Source organism: Corynebacterium marambiense (assembly GCF_016342275.1).
Taxonomy (GTDB): Bacteria; Actinomycetota; Actinomycetes; order Mycobacteriales; family Mycobacteriaceae; genus Corynebacterium; species Corynebacterium marambiense.
In genome coordinates this window covers 409,032-429,617 of record NZ_JAEIOT010000007.1, presented here as the reverse complement: position 1 = coordinate 429,617, position 20,586 = coordinate 409,032, and the positions used below count along the sequence as shown (strand labels likewise).

The 20,586-nt window shown below is 64.7% G+C and carries 16 protein-coding genes; 12 read left to right on the top strand and 4 right to left on the bottom strand.

The features are described 5' to 3' along the window. Positions 1-65: 65 nt before the first annotated feature. Positions 66-2,432, bottom strand: coding sequence for a histidine-type phosphatase (locus JDV76_RS07050; protein WP_198736143.1), 2,367 nt, complete (start codon positions 2,430-2,432; stop codon positions 66-68). A gap of 97 nt (positions 2,433-2,529) precedes the next feature. On the opposite strand from JDV76_RS07050, the gene JDV76_RS07045 reads away from it, so the two are divergent. From JDV76_RS07045 to JDV76_RS07025, 5 genes are all read left to right on the top strand, one after another. Further along, on the top strand, positions 2,530-2,772 hold the full coding sequence (locus tag JDV76_RS07045; RefSeq protein WP_198736142.1) for a hypothetical protein: 243 nt from the start codon (positions 2,530-2,532) through the stop codon (positions 2,770-2,772). A 327-nt stretch (positions 2,773-3,099) separates the two neighbouring features. Then, positions 3,100-4,608, top strand: a complete 1,509-nt coding sequence (gene mqo, locus JDV76_RS07040) for a malate dehydrogenase (quinone) (protein ID WP_198736141.1) — start codon at positions 3,100-3,102, stop codon at positions 4,606-4,608. A gap of 2 nt (positions 4,609-4,610) precedes the next feature. Further along, positions 4,611-5,735, top strand: a complete 1,125-nt coding sequence (locus JDV76_RS07035) for an AAA family ATPase (RefSeq protein WP_198736140.1) — start codon at positions 4,611-4,613, stop codon at positions 5,733-5,735. A 97-nt stretch (positions 5,736-5,832) separates the two neighbouring features. Next, entirely contained in the window at positions 5,833-6,486 is a 654-nt protein-coding gene (locus JDV76_RS07030; RefSeq protein ID WP_232959095.1) for a vWA domain-containing protein, read from the top strand. A 162-nt stretch (positions 6,487-6,648) separates the two neighbouring features. Next, positions 6,649-9,099, top strand: a complete 2,451-nt coding sequence (locus tag JDV76_RS07025) for an HtaA domain-containing protein (protein WP_198736139.1) — start codon at positions 6,649-6,651, stop codon at positions 9,097-9,099. A 1-nt stretch (position 9,100) separates the two neighbouring features. On the opposite strand, the gene JDV76_RS07020 is transcribed toward JDV76_RS07025, so the two are convergent. Then, positions 9,101-9,502: a hypothetical protein gene (locus JDV76_RS07020; RefSeq protein WP_198736138.1), complete on the bottom strand. Its 402-nt coding sequence runs from the start codon at positions 9,500-9,502 to the stop codon at positions 9,101-9,103. A gap of 289 nt (positions 9,503-9,791) precedes the next feature. On the opposite strand from JDV76_RS07020, the gene JDV76_RS07015 reads away from it, so the two are divergent. The 3 genes from JDV76_RS07015 to JDV76_RS07005 all read left to right on the top strand — a co-directional run bounded on the left by JDV76_RS07015 (position 9,792) and on the right by JDV76_RS07005 (position 14,236). After that, positions 9,792-12,071, top strand: coding sequence for an HtaA domain-containing protein (locus JDV76_RS07015; RefSeq protein ID WP_198736137.1), 2,280 nt, complete (start codon positions 9,792-9,794; stop codon positions 12,069-12,071). 198 nt (positions 12,072-12,269) lie between these two features. After that, positions 12,270-12,890, top strand: coding sequence for a cob(I)yrinic acid a,c-diamide adenosyltransferase (gene cobO, locus JDV76_RS07010; protein WP_198736136.1), 621 nt, complete (start codon positions 12,270-12,272; stop codon positions 12,888-12,890). Continuing rightward, positions 12,884-14,236 carry a cobyrinate a,c-diamide synthase gene (locus tag JDV76_RS07005; protein ID WP_198736135.1) on the top strand — a complete coding sequence of 451 codons (1,353 nt, stop codon included), beginning with the start codon at positions 12,884-12,886 and terminating at the stop codon, positions 14,234-14,236. The genes cobO and JDV76_RS07005 overlap by 7 nt, the downstream gene beginning before the upstream one ends. Here JDV76_RS07005 and JDV76_RS07000 read toward each other — a convergent pair. Both JDV76_RS07000 and JDV76_RS06995 read right to left on the bottom strand, forming a co-directional pair. Beyond that, a complete protein-coding gene (locus JDV76_RS07000) occupies positions 14,233-14,952 on the bottom strand; it encodes an ABC transporter ATP-binding protein (protein ID WP_198736134.1) in 720 nt (239 codons plus the stop codon). The genes JDV76_RS07005 and JDV76_RS07000 overlap by 4 nt on opposite strands. Next, positions 14,949-15,971, bottom strand: a complete 1,023-nt coding sequence (locus tag JDV76_RS06995; protein WP_198736133.1) for an FtsX-like permease family protein — start codon at positions 15,969-15,971, stop codon at positions 14,949-14,951. The genes JDV76_RS07000 and JDV76_RS06995 overlap by 4 nt, the downstream gene beginning before the upstream one ends. A 204-nt stretch (positions 15,972-16,175) precedes the next feature. Between JDV76_RS06995 and cobA the strand changes: the two genes are divergently transcribed. The 4 genes from cobA to JDV76_RS06975 all read left to right on the top strand — a co-directional run bounded on the left by cobA (position 16,176) and on the right by JDV76_RS06975 (position 20,527). Next, positions 16,176-16,937, top strand: a complete 762-nt coding sequence (gene cobA / locus JDV76_RS06990; protein WP_198736132.1) for a uroporphyrinogen-III C-methyltransferase — start codon at positions 16,176-16,178, stop codon at positions 16,935-16,937. Beyond that, positions 16,934-18,439 (top strand): MFS transporter, encoded by a 1,506-nt coding sequence (locus tag JDV76_RS06985; protein WP_323374267.1) that lies wholly within the window; start codon positions 16,934-16,936, stop codon positions 18,437-18,439. The genes cobA and JDV76_RS06985 overlap by 4 nt, the downstream gene beginning before the upstream one ends. A gap of 199 nt (positions 18,440-18,638) precedes the next feature. Further along, a complete protein-coding gene (locus JDV76_RS12915) occupies positions 18,639-19,835 on the top strand; it encodes a histidine kinase (protein ID WP_248140804.1) in 1,197 nt (398 codons plus the stop codon). Next, positions 19,832-20,527 carry a response regulator gene (locus tag JDV76_RS06975; RefSeq protein ID WP_198736130.1) on the top strand — a complete coding sequence of 232 codons (696 nt, stop codon included), beginning with the start codon at positions 19,832-19,834 and terminating at the stop codon, positions 20,525-20,527. The genes JDV76_RS12915 and JDV76_RS06975 overlap by 4 nt, the downstream gene beginning before the upstream one ends. The last annotated feature ends 59 nt before the right edge of the window (positions 20,528-20,586 follow it).

Here is a 20,586-nt window from a genome sequence, read left to right as displayed (position 1 = left end):
GAACCCCGCTGGCACGCCTCCGGGAGGGTGCTCCAGCGGGGTCCAACCCGGAGCGGGTGAAGCCCCTACAGGTTCTGCCAGGAGCGAATCACAGCCAGCAACGACTCCAGTACCCCGCTGTTGAACTGCGGGAGGAAGAGATTGGTGACACCGCCTGTGAGTCCGCTGAGAATCGTCGGGAGATTGAGAGCGGTGATGATTGCCAGCACCGATCCCACGAGCGCGATCACGCCTGCGATGGCGGGGAGGGAATCAGCGGGGCGGGGCTGTTCGGTGACGGTGGTCACGGTCAGTTCCGGTGTTACCGTAACGGTGCTCGGTCCGACGGTCTCGGTCACTGTCACGGTCCCGGTGGCCGGTGCCGGAACTGCGGTTACCGTCGTCGGTTCCGGGTATATCGTCGTCGTCGTTACAACGGTCGAGGTTTCCGTAACCGTCGTGGAAACCGGCGCGGGCGTCTCGGTGACAGTCGCGGGTGTCTGGGTCTTCGTGACCGTGGTGGGAGTCGGGTCCTTCGTTACGATGACCGTGGTGGGGGTCGGTTCTGCGGTAACCGTCACCGGCTCCGGAGTCGTGGTCACCGTTGTGGTGACCGGCTCGGGGATTTCGTTGGTCACACTCGTGACTGGGTCAGGCGTCTCCGTGACGGTCTTCGGATCAGCCGTCTCGGTGACGATGCTGGTGCTAGTCACGGTCGTGGTGGCGGTTTCGGTAGAGCACTTGATGACACTGACCGGAACGGTGAGCTCCCGGGTCTTTTCACCAGGAACTTTGACGTTGATCTCCTGTTTCTTCTCGCCCGCCGTACCTGTGTCCGCGGCCGCCACGACCTCAATTGTGGCGTCGTCCGGCAGTCCGATGATTCCGGCCCTCGGATCGAGGGGTTCACCCTCGCAGACGTTGACCGGTTCCGTCGAGAGCCCGGGTGCCCAGATTGCCGCAGGACGGGCGTTGGAGTGGTCTGACACGGAGTCCAGCGGTACACAAGCCTGGAGCTCCTTGAGTGTGTAGAACGGGGAGCCATCGGCGATGGGCTGACACTTCGGCCCAAAGGGGGTCTCCTTTTCGTTGAACAACATCCGAACCAGTGTGATCCCGGCCTTGTTCCGGAATGCGTCCCATTGGATGTTGGCGGCCATCGGCACGGTCACCGATGAATTCCAGGCGTTGTCCTTGTCGAAGTACTTGCCGGGGGGCGTCGGGTGGTTCGCCTGCGGGATCTGCAGGTAGCTCTCGACGGGGCCGAGGGTTTCGCCGTGGGTGAAGTAGAAGTTGCCCGCCACCTCCGATGCTCCGTTCGCACGGTCATCGACGTCCTTGAGCATCAGTCGGATGAGGGGATCATAGATCCGGTAGGAATCCGAGGATCCCTCGCGTCCGGGACCGAAGGTGTAGAAGTCGTGGACCTCGTAGAGATACCGCATCTCCCGGGCGGTCTGCGGGGTCATGTACTCCTCGGTGGCCCAGCCGCCCGTCGGTGCCCCGGCTTCCTTGGTGAGCAAACGGGCGTAGCCGTTGACAGAGTAGAACTGGTGAGCCTGCGAGATGGCGGCCTCATCGTCCAGGGTTGCCAGGTACTGGGGTGAGTAGAGATGTCCCAGGATCTCCCGGGCGGCGCTGATGACGGCCGGATCACTGTGGGATGCCTCGCCAGCCTGCTTCTCATCGGGAAGATTCTGGGAGGCCTTGTACTCCGGATATGCGGGGCTCTGCGTGTTCTTGTACTCGACCATCAGTTTGGACTGGGGGGTCTGTTCACCGTCGGCGCCGAAGACACCGGTGTTAATGGGGACCGGCGCAGCGGTGTCGTACCCCATCAAGGGGTCGAGGGCGTTGTCCGAGTTGTGCAGACCGATGGCGAAGTTGACTCCGGAGAACTGCGATCGACCCCTTGGCGAGCTGTGGTACCTGAGTTTGTCGTTTTCCCCGGCAGCCGCGATCCGGGTATAGAAGTCGCGGTTACGGGCGTAGTTACGCTGTCCGATGGCCTGCCATTCCTGTGCTCCGAGAGTTGTGAGCGTTCCATATCCGCCCTTCTCCGGAGGGGTAAGGTGGCTGTTCTCCGGTAAGTTCCTCGTGATTTGGAGCGCCTGGTCGATCTCGACGAGAACCCGCTCTCCGAGAGGAGTGAGCGCGCCGGGCTGTTCCTTCGCACTCTTGAGGTATTTCATGGTGTTCTTGAACCGAGAGGAAGAACTTGCTCCCCGGGAACCGTGGCGACCCAGTACCATGGTGTAGACCTGCTCGAACCCTGCTGGAGGGGTGGTGGCTTCATCCGGTGTACCCATCGGAATGTACTGGTTCTTGAATCCGTACTGGGGGACGGTCATTTCGTCAGCGGCGGCGGGGCTGACTGCGGAGGTGGCTCCGAGGACAACCGCAGCGGCTACCAGCAGTGCGGTCGTTGGTCGGCTGAGGGAGGTTGTGAGCATGCGCGTGGTTTTCCTTTTTCTGGGGAGTTGGTCCCGGGAGGGGCGATTCCGGTGTACTCAGTGGGAAATCTAACTCTCTGGTAGTAGATCCCTGGACATGGTCACCAAATATTTATCAGATTTTCAGGTGACGGGCGCCGAGTTGCTCCACCTCCCGTATGCGATGGAACTCGCGGCGTGGGACGGTTCGGGGGCGATGGTGGGGGTGTTTTTAGTAGTGGCGGCTCTCCTTTTGGTCTTCTCTCCCTGGGAATCCGTTCGAGATCGCGGCGAGTTCGCCGTGGTGGGTGGCGTGATACTGCGGCGCACGGGGGTGTTTGTGGGGGTAGTTGGACCTTGAAATCGGGGCCGTGCTGATACCCCCGAGGTGCAGGGCGTAATGTGTTACAGCGATAGGCCAGTCCGGGAATCCTCATCTTGGGCCGCGCCGGTGCTGGTGACGGAAGCATCGGTTAGCGGTGGTCGATCGGGATGCTCGGCAGGGCTCCGTCGGTGTCGTGTCATGTCGCGCGTGTCATCCGGATCGTGGGCAGGGGTGAGTGGGCACCGGACGGTCTGTCCAGGCGGAACGGTGGATGATGACGTGATGGGTGTGGTTCCGGAGCGGATCCGCTTACCGGGACTGGGGCGAATACACAATTCGAAGAACTAGCGAAGGTTGAATACAGTGTCTGACTCCAAGGTTTTTGCAGCTCATGTGACAGACGTGGTCGATGTCTGTCTGATCGGCGCCGGCATCATGTCCGCCACCCTCGGTGCGATGCTGCGCCAGCTTGAACCCGGATGGTCGCAGCTCGTCGTCGAACGGCTCGACGGTCCCGCCGAGGAATCCTCCTCGCCGTGGAACAACGCCGGTACCGGACACTCTGCGCTGTGCGAACTGAACTACACCCCGGAGGTCAACGGCGAGGTTCAGACCGCCAAGGCCGTTGCCGTCAACGAGAAGTTCCAGGTGTCCCGCCAGTTCTGGGCTTACCTCCTGGAGAACAACCAGCTTGACAACGCACGTGGTTTCATCAACCAGGTACCCCATGTCTCCTTCGCCCAAGGCGATGATCAGGTCCAGTATCTGCGCAAGCGCTATGACGCGCTGTCTGTCCATCCGCTGTTCCCGGGCATGCAGTTCACTGACGACCAGCAGAAGTTCGCCGAGTTCCTCCCCCTCATGGCTGAGGGCCGCGACTTCGATGCACAGAAGGTCGCCATCTCCTGGATCGATGCCGGAACGGACATCAACTACGGTGCGCTGACCCGTCAGTTCCTCCGCAATGCGGAAGAGTCCGGGACCGAGATCCGGTACGGACACGAGGTTGCCGACATCATCCGAGATGGGGCCAAGTGGAAAATCAAGGTCAAGAATGTCCACACCGGTGACACTAGTGTGGTGCGGGCGAACTTCGTATTCGTCGGAGCCGGAGGAATGGCCCTTCCATTGCTCCAGAAGTCCGGGATCGCGGAGATCCGCGGATTCGGTGGATTCCCCGTCTCCGGCGAGTGGCTGCGCTGTACCAATGAGGACATCATCGTCCAGCATCACGCCAAGGTTTACGGCAAGGCCTCCGTCGGTGCACCCCCGATGAGCGTGCCGCACCTGGACACCCGCGTCATCGACGGGAAGACGGGGTTGCTCTTCGGTCCCTACGCAGGGTGGACCCCGAAGTTCCTGAAGCAGGGGTCCTGGCTGGATCTGGCCAAATCCCTGCGGCTCACCAACATTCCCTCGATGGCGGCCGTTGGCCTACAGGAGATGGGGCTGACCAAGTACCTCATCACCGAGGTGATGAAGGGCGCCGAGGCCCGCATGGAATCGCTCCGTGAATACATACCGAACGCCCGTTCCGAGGACTGGGAGCTGGTCACCGCCGGTCAGCGCGTCCAGGTGATCAAGCCTGTCGCGGGACCGCGGTTCGGTTCCCTCGAGTTCGGTACCGCACTCATCAACAACGCGGAAGGTTCCATCGCGGGCATCCTCGGAGCATCTCCTGGGGCCTCCATCGCTCCTGCCGCTATGCTCGAACTCCTGGAACGCTGCTTCGGTTCGCACATGGTTTCGTGGGGCCCAAAGATCAAGGAGATGGTGCCGACCTACGGCATCAAGCTCGCCATGGATGAGAAGTTGTTCCATGAGACCTGGGAGCGTACCCAGAAGACCCTCAAGCTGGAGGACCAGGACTAATAGTGACGCACTCCACCCCCGACGCCGGTTATCCGTTCACTGCGGTCGTCGGTCAGGATCAGCTTCGGCTGGCCCTGATCCTCAATGCGATCTCGCCCCGGATCGGGGGTGTCGTCGTGCGTGGGGAGAAAGGCACGGCGAAGACGACCACGGTGAGGGCCTTCGCAGCTCTTCTCGATGGGGCGCCGCTCGTGAACCTGCCCATCGGCGCTACCGAAGACCGCGTGGTCGGTTCACTCGACGTCGAGACCGTACTGACCACCGGCCGCGCCGAATACCATCCGGGACTGCTGGCACAGGCAGACGGAGGTGTGCTCTACGTGGACGAGGTGAATCTCCTCGCCGATCACCTCGTGGACACACTTCTCGATGCGGCGGCTACCGGCCGCGTCACCATTGAGCGTGACGGCATCTCACACATCTCCCCGGCGGACTTCGTGCTCGTCGGCACGATGAATCCGGAGGAGGGAGAGCTGCGACCGCAGTTGCTCGACCGCTTCGGTCTAGCCGTGGATGTCGCCGCATCACGTGACGTCGAGATCCGTGCCGAGATCATCCGGCGGCGTCTGGACTATGAGGCAGATCCCGCGGGATTTGCATCGGCATGGGAGGGGGAGGACGCCGATCTCGCCGCCCGCATCACTCGGGCGCGGGAGATCTTGCCCGAAGTCGAGCTGACGGGGACGAACCTCGCCCGGATCGCGCACATCTGCGCCAGCTTCGACGTCGATGGAATGCGCGCCGATCTCGTCATCGCGCGCGCCGCGGCGGCCTGCGCCGCCTACCGTGGCGACACCGCTGTCACTGACGAGGACATCCGGACCGCGGCACAGCTCGCGCTTCCGCACCGGCGGCGCCGTGACCCCTTCGATGAGCCCGGACTCGATGAGGACAAACTCGACGAGACGATGGATGAGGCCCGCGACCAGCATCCGGAACCCGAGTCGCAGGCGGAGTCGTACGTACCGGAACCGGATGACAACCCTGAGCCGGACGATGCTCAGGACCAGCAGAGCCCGGAACCTCAGCGGCAACCGGAGGAACCGTCCGAACAGCCGACCGATGATGGAAAGGTAGGTCGCGCCGAACAGGGCGCCCCCTTTCGTCCCCAGGGTTCTCAGGCGTAAGGGACCCGGGGACGAGGGCATCCCCGGTAGAAGGTCCAAGGCATGGTCCGTGCAGGGACAGAACGTCCGGGCCGTCGTCGGTGGACGTGGGTTGAATATGGTCGGATCTGTGCTCGCCGCGGCCGACCGTGGTGCACGGATCATCGATGGCCTGATCGACTTCCGGCCGGAGGATCTCCGCGGATCTCTTCGCCGTGGCATGGAATCGAACCTGGTCGTCTTCGTCGTCGACGCCTCTGGATCAATGGCGGGAAAGGACCGGCTTTCCGCGGTGACTGGTGCCGTGGTCTCCATGCTCCGGGACGCCTATCAGCGCCGCGACCGGATTGCGGTTATCTCAGTCCGGGGATCGGCCCCTGAGATCCTGCTTCCCCCGACCGGCTCGACCGCGACCGCGGTGCGTCGGCTCGAAGGAGCACCGACCGGCGGGCGCACACCCCTCGGGGAGGGCCTGATGATGGCCCACGACTTGATCGAACGGGAACACCGCAGGGAACCCGGGCGCCGCGCTCTGCTCGTCGTGCTCTCGGATGGGCGTGCAACCGGGGCCTCTGGTACCGTCGGCGTTCGCCGTGCGGCCGCCGTCATCCGGGACCGCGGACTCGCGGGGAGTCTGGTGATCGACTGCGAACGGAGCGGACGTATCCGGCTCGGTCTGGCCGCAGATCTAGCGAAGCGGCTAGAGGGTGTCTGCGTCCGGCTGGACGAGGTGTCGGCTGATTCTGTGGCCGGAGTCATCGAGGCCGTGTGAGACAGGGCGGGAGCTTGAGGACTGTCTCACAGTTTCCATGAACACGTCGAGTATAGCCAAGCCTAAACTAAGGTATTGGTAGAGGCAGCACTGTTGCGGCAAGGGAGATCCCGGGCTCGCGTTGCTGTACCGCACCTTTTCCGATCTCCCAGAGGACACCTCATGACCAGAAGAATCCACCGAATCCGACGCGCGGGAATCGGCACGCTCGCATGCGTGGCCCTGACCGCCTCCCCGCTGGTGGTTTCTCCGGCCACAGCGGATGAGACCAATCCCATCGGGATCACGCACACGGCAGAGGTCACCGAGTACGCCGATGACACACCGGCGATGTACTGGAACATCCGCGACTTGTTCATGCAGATCTCCGGCGGTGCCGACACCACACTCGATGGAGCGAGGCAGGGGACGAGCGACATCATCTGGCCCTTCGTGGGACGGGAGACGACCTCGGACGGTCAGGTGCTGCTCAAGTATCAGGGAACAGCCAACATCCGCAGCTTCTGTGAGACCCCCGAGGAGGTGCGCGGTCAGTGCCAGCTGGACCTGACCTTCTCCCGTCCGTGGATCACCTATGACCCGGCCACGGGGAGGGGAGTGTTCAGCGCCGTCGTGCACACCGTCAACCGTAACTCCGGTGAGTGGGAGGGGCCCGAACGGCTTGACCTAGCCACCTTCGACCTGAAGAACGGTCGGTACAACACCTCGGATGGCTTAACCACATGGGCGGACGTTCCTTCGGCGTTGACCGTCGCCGGTGCACACGCGTTCAGCGACATCCTCGACGAGGGCGACGCACTGTCCCTCCTGGACTTCACCTACACCGGTGCCCCCGGGTTCACGGGTGCCGGGGACGGCGGCTACTCGACGACGGTCGCGGAGCACACAGGGATCGTCCTCGAGCACGCGGTGCGTCTCTTCCCGCGGAGTGACGGATCGCTGGTGTTGGTCGCGGGTGACCACGCGGCCAACACCGCCGTCCTGATCGGGCGGGACATGAAGCCGATCGGCGAGAAACGCACGATCGATCTCGACTCGGACAACCCCTCCGCCTACGACCCGACGGAGAACGTGCTCTATTTCGCCGGATACAATGAGCCCGCTGGATTCCTGGATCCGGTCGTGGACACCCCTGTCTACAAGGTCGCGGTCACGGCGGCAGGCGTGGGTGAACCGGAGCTCATCACCCGCCTCCCGCACCGCGTCACCTCGATGGGCTTCAACGCCTCGACCGGCGAGGTGGGCATCATCCATCAGGCCCGCAAGGGCGAGGACCAATTCACCACGATCGCTCCGGGCGGTGAGCGTACCACCGTGGATCTGCCCAGTGGAAGCCAGCTGTTCGGTATTTCCGTCGATGACAAGTACTACTCGGACGGCGCCTACGGCGAATCCATCCCGAACGGGCGCGCATCGAAACTCCTCGGGCTACCGGACGGGACCTGGCTGTCGGTGAATGATCACGGGACGACACCGGTCGAGGGGACGGACGACGGCTTTGGCGGACCGCGGAAACGTGGTGCCGTACCGATCCATGTCACGCCGAAGGAGGATGTCACCGCGACGCTGGTCACCGCTGCTTGGCCGCAGTACGAGTTCGTCGCATCCAACGACGGCGTCGCAGTCCGGGGCAACCAGATCGCGATCTGGAACGACTACGCGGACCAGGAAGGGCAGGGGGTGGCCACCTACGCCTACGACAACGGAACCTTCACGCAGGTGCACGGCCGGGACAAGGTAGTAGTGGACGGGGTGAACCTCGCGCATCTCGCCGGTGGTGCCTTCACCGATGACGGCAATCTCGTACTCACCGACGCCGACAAGTCCACCCTGGCCATCATCGATCCCGTTACTTTCGAGGTACTGGACTCGGCAACCCTCTCGAGTTACATGAAGGGAACCGAACGCAACCAGAACGACGGGGTTGTCGCAACCGGCGGGAGGATCGTCGTGATCGACGGCCGGCCGAGCACCGAGAACCCGGACTCTGACCTGAACACCTACATCGGACTCCAGGTGCTGGAGGAAGCCACCGCCGCGGGCAAACTCGATCCGTCGATCACCCCGTTCTACATGGACGAATCGCTCACAGGTACGCCATCCACGCCGGTGACCGATGCCCACGAACTCACCCCGGTCTACCCGGTGACGCGGGCGGTATCCGGACGAAAGGCCGCTTCGCCCACCCCCACCTTCACCTCGGACAGCGGACGCACCCCAGGTGCCGCGAGCTATTCGCTCGACGGTGACCGGCCCGGAGGTGCAGTGGTGGATCCCGACACCGGGGTGGTCACGTTAACACCTGCAGCCTCTGATGTCGGGGAGACCATCGGTGTCGTCGTGACGGTCACCTACCCCGATGGAAGCGTGGACAAGGCGATCGCCGCCTTCGTGGTCGGGGCAGACGCTGATGGAGCCGCTGGAGGGTCGACCGATCCGGGGAAGCTCCTCGGAATGTTGTTCAGTGGATCCAGTGGCTCGGATTCCGCTGGGCTGCCCGGTCTCATCCCGGTTCTGACCATCGGTGGTTTCCTCGCGCTCGTGGCGGGCATCATCCACTTTCTCCGGACCCAGATGCCGGCGGGATTCCGGCTGCCCTGGGGCCCCCACTAGATCAGGGGGTCTCCGCCAGTCGGTTCGTGACTAGTTCGAGGAACTCATCGACCCGGCCGGCGCAGGAATCCAAGTCCGCCGGCGTGAGCAGGATGCGGTCGTGGTCTCCATCGAGGTAGACGACGACTGGGCTGACCCCGTCGGCTACCCGGGCAGTGGCGGTATCCATCTCGTTGAGATGCACTGTCTCTAAGGGGAGAGGCAGCTTCCGGATGGCGGTACTCCATTCCTTCCGCTGTCGGACGGACCTGCCGTGGCTGATGTCGCAGAGACTGCAGTGGGTGGTACCCCGGAGTTTGCCGATGACATAGGACAATTCACCGAGGACACTGCCGTTGGCGTTGTAGACGCCGACGAGGCGGGAGGAATCGGAAAACTCGGGTACGGAGGATGGGGTCGACACTAGTGGTGTTCCTTCGGGGGTCGTGGGGGAGTGTGGTGTACGGGCGGGTCACCCGGATCAACGGATATCGGGCCTCGAATATTCCGGAAGATATAATCCGGGAACATTTAGACAAAGATTAACCTGATAGAAATATGAATGTTCTTTCAGAAAAACAGTGCTGGATGAGGTATGCCTAAGGTACGTTGGGGGATGGGTCCCGGCCGTCATCCGGCGGTGAAACATCGCTGAACCGGGGCCGGATCCGTGCACCACCGTGATCCTCCCGATACCCAGAAAGTAACGCACCATGAAACAGCCCACCCGTCGTCTCTCCCGGACCGGTCTCGCTGCCGTCGCCTGCCTGTCCATGTCGATCTCGCTCGTCGCCCCCGCTATATCCGGGGCGGACGAGAACACGAAGCTCGGCATCGAGCATGTCGCCTCCACCAGCAGCTATGCGGAGGAGACCCCAGCTCTCGCCTGGGGTGTGCTGGAGATCTTCCGGCAGGCATCCGGCGGTTTCGACCGGGTATTCGACGGGGCGACGCTCCACTCGGGTGTACCGTCCTTCGCCTTCGTCTCCCGGACTGATTCCGACGACGGAACCGTGGTAGTGAACTACGCCGGTACCGCGAACGTGATGAACTTCTGCGGACCGGATTACCGCGCCAAGGACGAGCGGGGAAACTGCAAGCTCGATCTGACCCTCAGTGAACCCACCGTGACCATCAATCCGTCCGACGGCACCGGCAACCTCTCGATGATCGTGCACTCGCTGGACAAGAAGACGAAAGAATGGGTCGGTCCCTCCCGCGTCGTGATGGCCAACCTCGATCTTTCGAAGGCGAAGTACCGATCCGGCGAGACCTCCACCGTTCGTGACATCGCGGTCGCCGTCACCGAAGAAGGCCGGGCGGCACTCAGTGGAAACCCGAAGGGATACGACGACCTCGACGCCCTCAACCTCTCCTTCACGGGGCCGGTCACCTTCGGCACCACCACCGGTGTCACGGAAGAGCTCAGCCTGGAGACGGAGGCCGTCACTGTGTTCCCCCGTGGCAAGGCGAACCGGCTCTTCGGTCTGAAAGACGGCTCTGTCCTGCACATCACCCGCGGCAAGGAGGCGAGTGACTCCAAGATCGTCATCGCAGACAACGACCTGGGTACATTCACCGCGATCGACGACTTCACCGTCAACACGGGCAACCCCTCGGCGCTGAAGTCCGCCTCCGACACCCTCTACTGGGCTGACGGAAACACGATCCGCTACGCCGACGCAACCGCAGCGGGGCTCGGTGCCGTAATGGAACTGGGGACCGTTCCGAACTCGAACGTCACCGGTCTCGCCTACGCCGAAGGTAACGACACCCTCGGCGTCCTCACCGCCGACCCCGGTACGCGCAAGGGCGTGATCACGGTGTTCAATCTCGCGGACGGCACCTCCACCCAGACAGAGCTGCCCCCGATGAGCGAGGTCCGTGGAACTGATCCCAAGGGAGACGGCGGGAACTTCGACAGCACCTACGGCTACTCCAGACCCACCGGTGATGCCGTCAGCCTCCGTGCCCTTCCCGACGGCACGTTCGTCTACATCCTCGACGACATCCTCGATGGCCCCGATGGTCGCACAGGCAGCACGCCGCTGCACATCCGCCCGGGCCAGACCCCGGCCGCCGTGGAGATCGGGGCAGCCAAGGAGCAGTTCAAGTCGGTGCTGTACGGCGGCGGACGACGTACCGCTAGCATCGTCGACGGAAACATCGTGTTCTACAACGGCGTGAGCGATGACTTCGAGTCCGTCGGCGTCTACACCTACTCCGACGGCACCTTCACCAAGAAGAGCACCGCCGACAAGGTCGCTGCCTTCGACTTCATCACCGGCGCAACCTTCGACGCCGACGGCAACCTCGTGATGGCCAGCGCCGGTGACGGCCACGAACTCGCCGTTCTCGACCCGACCACCCTCGAGGTGATCTCGAGCACCACCGTCGGCTCCACCCTGCAGTACTCGAACGGCCAGGCGGCGGAAACCCTGAAGTTCGTCGGTGACGACATCTTCATCTCCGGTGTCAACGACTTCGGTGGCGACGAGACCCTCACCTTCATCAAGGTCTCCACCAGCGGAGAGGGTCTCACCGTCGGCACATCTGATGACACCCTCGAGGTCGTCGAACTCGGGTCCTCCGATGACAACGAGCCGCTCAAGGGTGACGACACTCCGGCGACGTCTACTCCGGCGACGTCTACTCCGGTGACGTCTACTCCGGTGACGTCTACTCCGGTGACGTCTACTCCGGCGACGTCTACTCCGGCGACGTCTACTCCGGCGACGTCTACTCCGGCGACGTCTACCCCGGTGACGTCTACCCCGGTGACACCCGATGACCACGACGGCATGTCGTCCGATGTAAATGACAAACTCGATGGTCTCTCCGGCAAGCTCATGCTGGGGTCCGGTGGGCTGAGCCTCGTCTCGCTCCTGACTGTTGGCGGAATCGTCGCGATGATCGCGGCACTGTTCCACTTCGTCAAGATCCAGTTCCCCGGTGCCTTCCAGTTCCCCTCGATTCCGGGCATGCGCTCCTAGATACCCGTTTCCCCGGACCTGGACCCGGTATCCCGACCAGTGAAACTGTTCCCCGCTCCCCGAAAAAGGAGAGCGGGGTACGGTCATTTTCCGCAGGCTTCGGTTCGGTTTAGTCACCGGATAACCCACGTGGCCCAACTGCCGTCGCGATAGGATGACCCAGAACCACCGAACCCGACGCACCGAAGGATACTCCCCATGCCCAAGGGAAAACTCGACCCAGCAAGCATCCCCGATGACGGGCTGACAACCCGGCAACGTCGCATGCTGCCCGTCACCGCGGTGCACACCGGTCCCGGTAAAGGAAAATCCACCGCAGCATTCGGAATGGCCATGCGCGCGTGGAACCAGGGGATGAACATCGGCGTGTTCCAGTTCGTGAAATCGGCGAAATGGAAGGTCGGGGAGGAAGCCGTGTTCCGGCGCCTCGGGGAACTACACGAGCAGACCGGGGAAGGCGGAGCGGTCGAGTGGCACAAGATGGGGGAGGGATGGTCGTGGGCCCGAAAACCCGGGGCAGAGGAGGATCACGCCCGCGACGCTGCCGAGGGATGGGCGGAGATCCGGCGTCGGATCGAGGCGGAAACCCACGACTTCTACGTTCTGGACGAGTTCACTTATCCCATCAAATGGGGCTGGATCGACGTTGACGAGGTGATTGAAACGTTGGCCAACAGGCCGGGACGTCAGCACATCGTCATGACCGGTCGGGATGCGGACCCGAAACTCATCGAGGTCGCCGATCTCGTTACCGAGATGACGAAGATCAAGCACCCAATGGACCAAGGACGCAAGGGGCAGAAGGGCATCGAGTGGTAGTACCCGGTCTGTGTATCGCGGCACCCGCATCCGGTACTGGGAAGACCACCATCGCAACGGGCCTGATCCGGGCGCTGGCGCGCCGGATGGAGGTAGCCCCATTCAAGGTCGGCCCCGACTACATCGACCCCGGGTATCACGGTCTCGCCGCGGGGCGGGTCGGCCGCAACCTCGACTCCGTGATGTGCGGGAGCCACCGGATCGGACCGCTCTACGCCCACGGGTCGACCGGGTGTGACATCTCGATCGTGGAGGGTGTCATGGGTCTGTTCGACGGCCGCATCGCGGCCGGCTCGGACCCGGTGTGCGCACCCGGCTCCACCGCGGAGATCGCCCGCACCCTGGGAATGCCGGTCATACTCGTCGTGGATGTCCGTGGCATGAGTCAGTCGATCGGCGCGATGGTCCGTGGATTCGCGACGGCCGTCGACGGGGTGCGCCTGGCTGGGGTGATCCTGAACCGGGCGGGAACCGGACGCCACGAAGCGGTTTGCCGCCACGCGTGTGATGCAGTCGGTGTCCCCGTCCTCGGTTCCCTGCCGCGCTTCGCCGACATCGAGGTGCCCTCCCGCCACCTGGGGCTGGTGACCGCAGTAGAGCAGGGTGGCGCCGCGGTCACCGCCGTCGAACGGATGGCCGACCTCGTCGAGGAGCACCTCGACCTGGATGGCCTTATCGCCGTCGCCGACTGCACGTGGAACGGGGAGGCGTGGAATCCGCGGGCCGAGGTGGCGCCGGCGGGCAGCCCGACCATCGCCATCGCCGGTGGACCCGCATTCACCTTCGCCTACGCCGAGCACACCGAGCTCCTCGAAGCGGCGGGTGCCCGGGTCGTGCGCTTCGACCCGCTCACCGATGACCTGCCGGAATGCGACGGACTCATCATTCCCGGTGGATTCCCCGAGGAACACGTGGAGGATCTCGCCGGGCGGACCGGCCTCCGTCAGCGGGTCCGTGAACGGATCGCCGACGGCATGCCCGTCCACGCGGAATGCGCGGGTCTGCTGTGGCTCACGGCGACCCTCGACGCGCATCCGATGCTCGGGGTGATCGACACCCACGCCGCCATGGGGCGGCGGCTCACCCTCGGATACCGGGAAGCCGTCGCGTTGTCCGACTCGGTGCTCCACCGGGAGGGCGAACGACTCACGGGCCACGAGTTCCACCACACCGCCCTCACCGACACCACCGTCGCCGGTTGGTCACCCGCCTGGGGCTGGCGTGGCTGGGACGGGCGGGGTGTCCGGGAGGGTTTCGCCGGTGACACCGTCCACGCGTCCTATCTGCACTGTCATCCGGCCGCGACCCCGAGAGCCATCGAACGGTTCGTGGCCGCCTGCGGCTAGCCGCCGACGAGCGCCCGGTGATCCTCGGTGAGCTTCCCGTCCACCATGGTGCACCGGCGGTCGGCGCGCCGGGCGGCCTCCTCGTCGTGGGTGACCAGGAGCGTCCCGACCTTCTCCTCCGCGACGAGTTCCAGGAGCAGGTCCATCACGTCCGCCGAACGCCCGGAGTCGAGTGCGGAGGTCGGCTCGTCGACGACGAGGAGTGCCGGGGAGTTCATCAGGGCGCGGGCGATGTTGACACGCTGCCTCTGGCCGCCGGACAGTGCGCCGACGTTCCGGTCGCGGGCCTTGGCGAGCCCGAGACGCTCGAGGAGCTCGAGAGCACGGTCCCGCGTCGCGGCTTCGGGGGAGCGTCTCCGCCACGGGGACTCCAGGTGCCGGGTCATCATCAACTGTTCGGTGGCGGTGAGTGATCCGATCAGGTTCGGTTGCTGGAAGACGATCCCGATGTCGTTCCGTCGGACGGCGGCGGCCTCCCGGGAGGAGAGACCGGCGAGCTCCCGGTCGCGCAGCTGGATCGACCCGGAGGTCGGGGGCTGCAGTGTGGAGGCGACGGCCAGGAGCGAGGACTTGCCGGAACCGGAGGGGCCGGTGATGGCGATGAGTTCACCGGCGTCGAGGGACAGCGACGCGCGATCGACCGCGGTGATCTCACCGGCGCCGTCGGGGAAGGTCAGGGTGACGTCGTCGAGGGTGAGGACGGGACGGGAGTTCATCGGTTACCTCCGAGAGCGGAAAGCGGGGATGCGGATCTCAGGAAAGACAGTGCTGCGGCGGCACCGACCAGGCCGAGTGCGAACATGGCGAGCGCCGGGTAGAGCGTCGTGGAGGTCGACACCACGAACGGAAGTCCGTCGCCGATCAGCGATGCGGCGGCGAGGGTCAGCGCGAGTCCCGCACCGACCCCCACTGCGAGGATCACCGCAGCCTGGCCGAGAGCGTCAATGACGAGGGCCGCGCTCGTGGCTCCGAGGGCCTTCAGGGTGGCGATGTCGGGCTTCCGTTGGATGGTCCACACGGTGAAGAAGGCGCCGGTGACCAACGCGGTGATGATCAGCAGCATCACGTTGATCATGGTCAGGGAGGTCGACTCCGCCTTGTGCGACGCCATCGTGCCGGGCAGGTCCCCGGCGGAGATGCCCAGCGTGCCGGGCACCCCGTCGAGTGGGTCGCCCGAGGCGATGAACGTGGCCGGCGCATCCTCGTCGAGATGGGCCCAGACGACCGGTTGGTGCGAGTAGTGGTCGTCGCCACGCACGTCGTCGACCGTCACCGTGCCGTAGCGGCCGAGGTCCGCCGAATCCCCGGCGGCCAGTCCCGTGGCCTTCGCCGCGGCCTCGGAGAGGACGACGTGAACCGGTCCGGGCAGGGGAGTGGACGCATCCGCCGGGCCGTCGGCCGCGGGCCGGGTCGCCAGCACCGACACGGATTCCTCGCCGAGCAGGCTCCGGTCGATTCCCACTGCGGTGGCGGGGGTTCCGGCCGCTGCTGCGGCGTCGAGAAGCGCCGTGGTGGAGTCCGGATCGAGCCGTGACCGGTCCAGGTTCGCCTCACCCGTGTCGGATAGGGTCGCGGAGGCACCGCCGATGGTCGACAGGGCGGAGATGCTCTGGTGGGTCAGGCCTCCCGTGAGGCCGGAGAGGAAACTGACCAGCAGGGCCATCATCGCCACGGTGACGGTGATGAGGGCGAACCGGCCGCGGGCGGCCCGCAGGTCGCGGAGAGCGAGGAACATGATCGGGGAAACTCCTCCTTCAGGGTCGGACTGGTGGGAACTGTCCTCCAGTCTGCGCGGATTATCCGCCTGTGGAATCGGAAAACCGGACAGAAACGGACAGTTCGTTTAGCCATTTGACGAATCAACCGTTCGGTTGGGTGTTCTCCACCGACCGGACTCCAACCCAGGTGAGCCTGAACCGAACGACTACACTGGACACCTATGAGTTCACCCACCAGCACCGGTACCGGACAGCCCGCATCCGGCCACGTCACCCTCATCGGCGGCGGGCCGGGAGCCCACGACCTCATCACCGTCAGGGGCATGAACCGCCTCCGGGCCGCCGACGTCATCGTCGCCGACCATCTCGGACCGACCGACCAGCTGGACCAACTCTGCGACCTGACCGGCAAGGAGGTCATCGACGCATCGAAGCTGCCGTACGGCAGGCAGATGGCGCAGGAGAAGATCAACGAGCTGCTGATCACCCACGCCCGCGCCGGGCGCACCGTCGCCCGACTCAAGGGTGGGGACCCCTACGTATTCGGCCGGGGATTCGAGGAACTCGTCGCCTGCCGCGAGGCGGGGATCGAGTGCGAGGTCGTTCCCGGGGTGACCAGCGCGGTGTCTGTTCCCGCAGCAGCCGACGTCCCGGTCACCCAGCGAGGAGTGGTGCACTCCTTCACCGTGATTTCCGGGCATCTTCCGCCCGGACATCCGCAGTCACTCGTGGACTACGGGGCTCTCTCCCGGACCGGCGGCACCCTCGTCGTGATCATGGGGGTGAAGAACTCCCCGGCCATCGCGACCGCACTGATCGCCGCCGGGCGCAGTCCGGAAACCCCGGTAGCCGTGATCCAGGAGGGAACCACGGCACGGGAGCGCAGTTTCCGGGGTGTCCTCGGCGGTCTCGGTGCGCTGATAGCCGACAACGGGATCACCCCGCCCGCCGTCATCGTCATCGGAGAGGTGGCCGACCTGTGACCGCGCGTGGAACCGGTCCCGGCGCCCGGGAGATCGCCCCACCGGTAGCCGCCTCCGCCCTCGGCTGGCCACTCGCCGTGCTCTCGGCGCTGCAGCTGATGGTGGTTCTCGACGGGACGGTGGTCAATCTCGCGCTCGCACGCATCCAGATCGAGCTGGGCCTCACGGACAACCTCCGCTCCTGGGTCGTCACCTCCTACGCCCTGGCCTACGGTGGCCTGCTCCTGCTCGGCGGGAGGCTCGGCGACACCTTCGGCCGGAAGCGGGTGTTCCTGACCGGTGTCGGGCTGTTCACCCTCGCCTCCCTGGCCTGCGGTCTGTCGACGACCCCCGTGATCCTGCTCATAGCACGGGTTATCCAGGGGATCGGTGCGGCCATCGCGTCACCCACCGCGATGGCACTCATCGTGGTCACCTTCGCCCCGGGCAAGGCGCGGAACCAGGCGTTCTCCGTGTTCGCGATGATGACGGGCCTGGGCAGTGTGCTCGGCCTCGTCGCCGGCGGAGCCCTCACCGAAGCGAGCTGGCGGTGGATCTTCCTCATCAACGTCCCCATCGGGCTACTGATCCTCGCCGTCGGTGTGAAAGTGCTCGCCCGCACACCCGCATTCGAACGGATCCGGCTCGATGTCCGGGGGGCGATTCTTGCCACGGGTGCGTCCACCCTCCTGGTGTTCGGCCTCGCGGAGGGCGGCACCGGATACTCGCCCGTCGTCGTCGGCGCACTGATCCTCGGCGCAGCCACCCTCGTCGCGTTCTTTCTCTCCCAGCGTCGGGTCCCCAACCCGGTGCTGCCGCTGCACATGTTCGCGGAGCGCTCGCGCGCCGTTGTGTTCATCTGCCTGCTTCTCGTCGGTGCGCTCATGATGGCGATGACCGTGCAGGTCGCGCTGTTCGTCCAGGAGGTCGTCGGCTACGGCCCGCTCCAGGCGGGACTGGCGTTCATCCCCTTCGCCTTCGCGCTCGGGGCGGGAAGCTGGATCGCCGGGCTCGTCGTGGAGCGGACCGCACCCCGGTTCATCATCGCCGCGGGCGGCCTCATTCTGGTCGCCGGATTCGTCTACGGATCGACCCTCGGTGTGGACACGACCTATCTCCCCGATCTCCTCGTCCCGATCCTCATTATCGGATTCGGCATTGGCGTTGTCCTTATCCCACTGACTCTGTCCGTTGTCGCCGGTGTGAAACCCATCGATGTCGGTCCACTGACCGCCACGTCGCTGGTTTCCCAGACCCTCGGTGGACCACTCGGACTCGCGGCCGTCACCGCATACGCCGAATACCGGGCACGCTCAGTTCTCGGTGCGGCCTTCGACACGATTGACCGCGCTGCACTCAATGACGCGGCACGTGCGGCGCTCGGAACGGGCTACACCTCATCACTGCTCATCTGCGCGGGCCTGGCGATCGCCGTCGTGATGATCTCCCTGGTCTTCGTTCGTTTCACCCCGGAACAGATCCGTGAGGGTAGGGAAGCGGAGAAAGCCAGCACCCTGGGATAGCGCGGTGTATCGATCCCACGGTGGGTGCCCGGTACATCGTGGGGATTCGCCGGAGTGAAGCCTCTCCGGGGAGGAACTGTTGGCCAGGCAGGTGACCGAGAGTGCTTCCTGGTGGGTATCCGGCGGACCCGTTCCGGACGGATCTACAGTCATCCCTGAGGCTGATTTTCTCCCGCCCGCTGGGTCCTACGATTGGTAGGTGGACCCGCACCCGATCCGAGAGATCTGTCCGATGCCGCCACCCTTCACCCGTTCCGGAGCCTCCGCCGCGCTTCTGGAGCGTGTCCGCGTCGCTGTCGGCGGACCCGGTAACGCGTTCTGCTACGTGTTCTGTGCGTCCGGGGTCATCTTCTTGGATGCCGGTGGACAGACTGACACACTCTCCTCGGTCCTCTATCTCTTCATTGCCTGCGTGTTACTCGTTGCGCCGGGGTACCCGGAGGCCACCGTCGGAACCACGGGCATCGCGTTGCTGGCGATCCTGTTGCGCGGTCTACCCGGCGGACCTGTGGTCGGCGCGGTGGCCGTGGCGTACTGTGCGTTCCTCACCGCCGCGCGCATAACATCGCGGATCCGCTTCGTGTACCTCGGCGCGATGCTGCTCGGTGCCACCGTGGCCCTGTTGATGCTGTGGAACATCTCTCTCTTCCCCGAAGGAGACAGGTGGCCCGTGGTGATGCTCATGGCGGCCATCTTCTCGTCGTGGACCTGGGTGGCATTCTTCTGGATGCTCGGCGATGCCGCGCGTCGGCGTCACCGCGACCTTGAGGTACTTCGCCAACGGGCGGAACTCGCCGGGGTGGTGGAACGCACCCGGATTGCTCGCGAGATGCACGACATCGTGGCGCATTCATTGGCTGCGGTGATCTCGCTCGCTGACGGCGCCAGATTTGCGGCGCCTAAGGATCCGCGGGTGGCGGTCGACACGTTGGAACTGATTGCGGAGACCTCCCGGGAGTCGCTGGTTCAGATGCGAGGTTTGTTGAGCGTCCTGCGGGAGGATGAGGGGCGTTCAGAGACGGCTCCACCCGGGGTCGCTGATATTCCCGGCTTGGTCGCCGATGCCCGACGGAGTGGATTGGTGCTGCGGGCAGAGGGGCTGGAGAAGATCCCGACGGACTTGTCCCCGTTGTCGCAAATGACTCTGTACCGGTTGGTCCAGGAGATGCTGACGAACATGCTCCGGCACGGGACCGGCACCGGGGATCTCACGGTGGACAGCAGTGACAGGGAAGTCACAGTGACCGCCACGAATCCGACTGGTCCGAAGACGGGAACTTCGGACAGGGGATTCGGGCTCACCGGGATGCGGGAACGCCTCGGGGCGATCGGAGGCAAGCTAGGTGTTGTGGACTCGGGTGCACAGTTCGTGGTGAGGGCGGTGGTGCCGAGATGATCCGAGTCGGACTCGTCGACGATCAGCCCCTGGTGCGCGCGGGTTTCGCCATGCTCATCGGTAGCCAGGATGACATGGACATTGCCTGGCAGGCCGGTGACGGTGATGAGATTCCCGACGGGGAATCGGGTGCCGACATCATTCTGATGGATGTCCAGATGGCCCGGATCGGTGGGATTCCGGCGACCAGACGGGTGCTCGCGAGTGACCGCACCGTCCGCGTCATCATGCTCACCACCTTCGACGATGAGCGTTTCGTCAGCGGTGCGATCGCTGCGGGAGCGTCCGGATTCTTGTTGAAGGACGCTCAACCGGAGGAGCTTCTCGACGCCGTGCGCACCGTTCACTCCGGGGCGGCGGTCCTCGCTCCGTCGGTAACCGCAGACCTGCTTGAACGACTGCGGGCACCGGGGCACACGGGTGCGGAGGTGGCAGAAGACCAGAGTCCCCCTCCACTGTCCCTCGTTGATCCGCTCACGCCACGGGAAACCGAGATCCTGCGCCTGGTCGCGCTCGGCTACAACAATGATGAGATCGCTGCCCGTGAGTTCGTGTCCATGGCTACGGTGAAGACCCACATCCGGCACATTCTCGCGAAAACGGGTTCCCGGGACAGGGTGCACGCGGTTCTCTACGCCTACCGCACCGGTCTGGTGGGGCGCGCGGAGCTGCTCGCTCACCCCGGGGACTGATATCCGGGGAATCGGCGGAGGGGAGGACGCGGGTAACCCCTCCGGTGCGGGATCGTGGA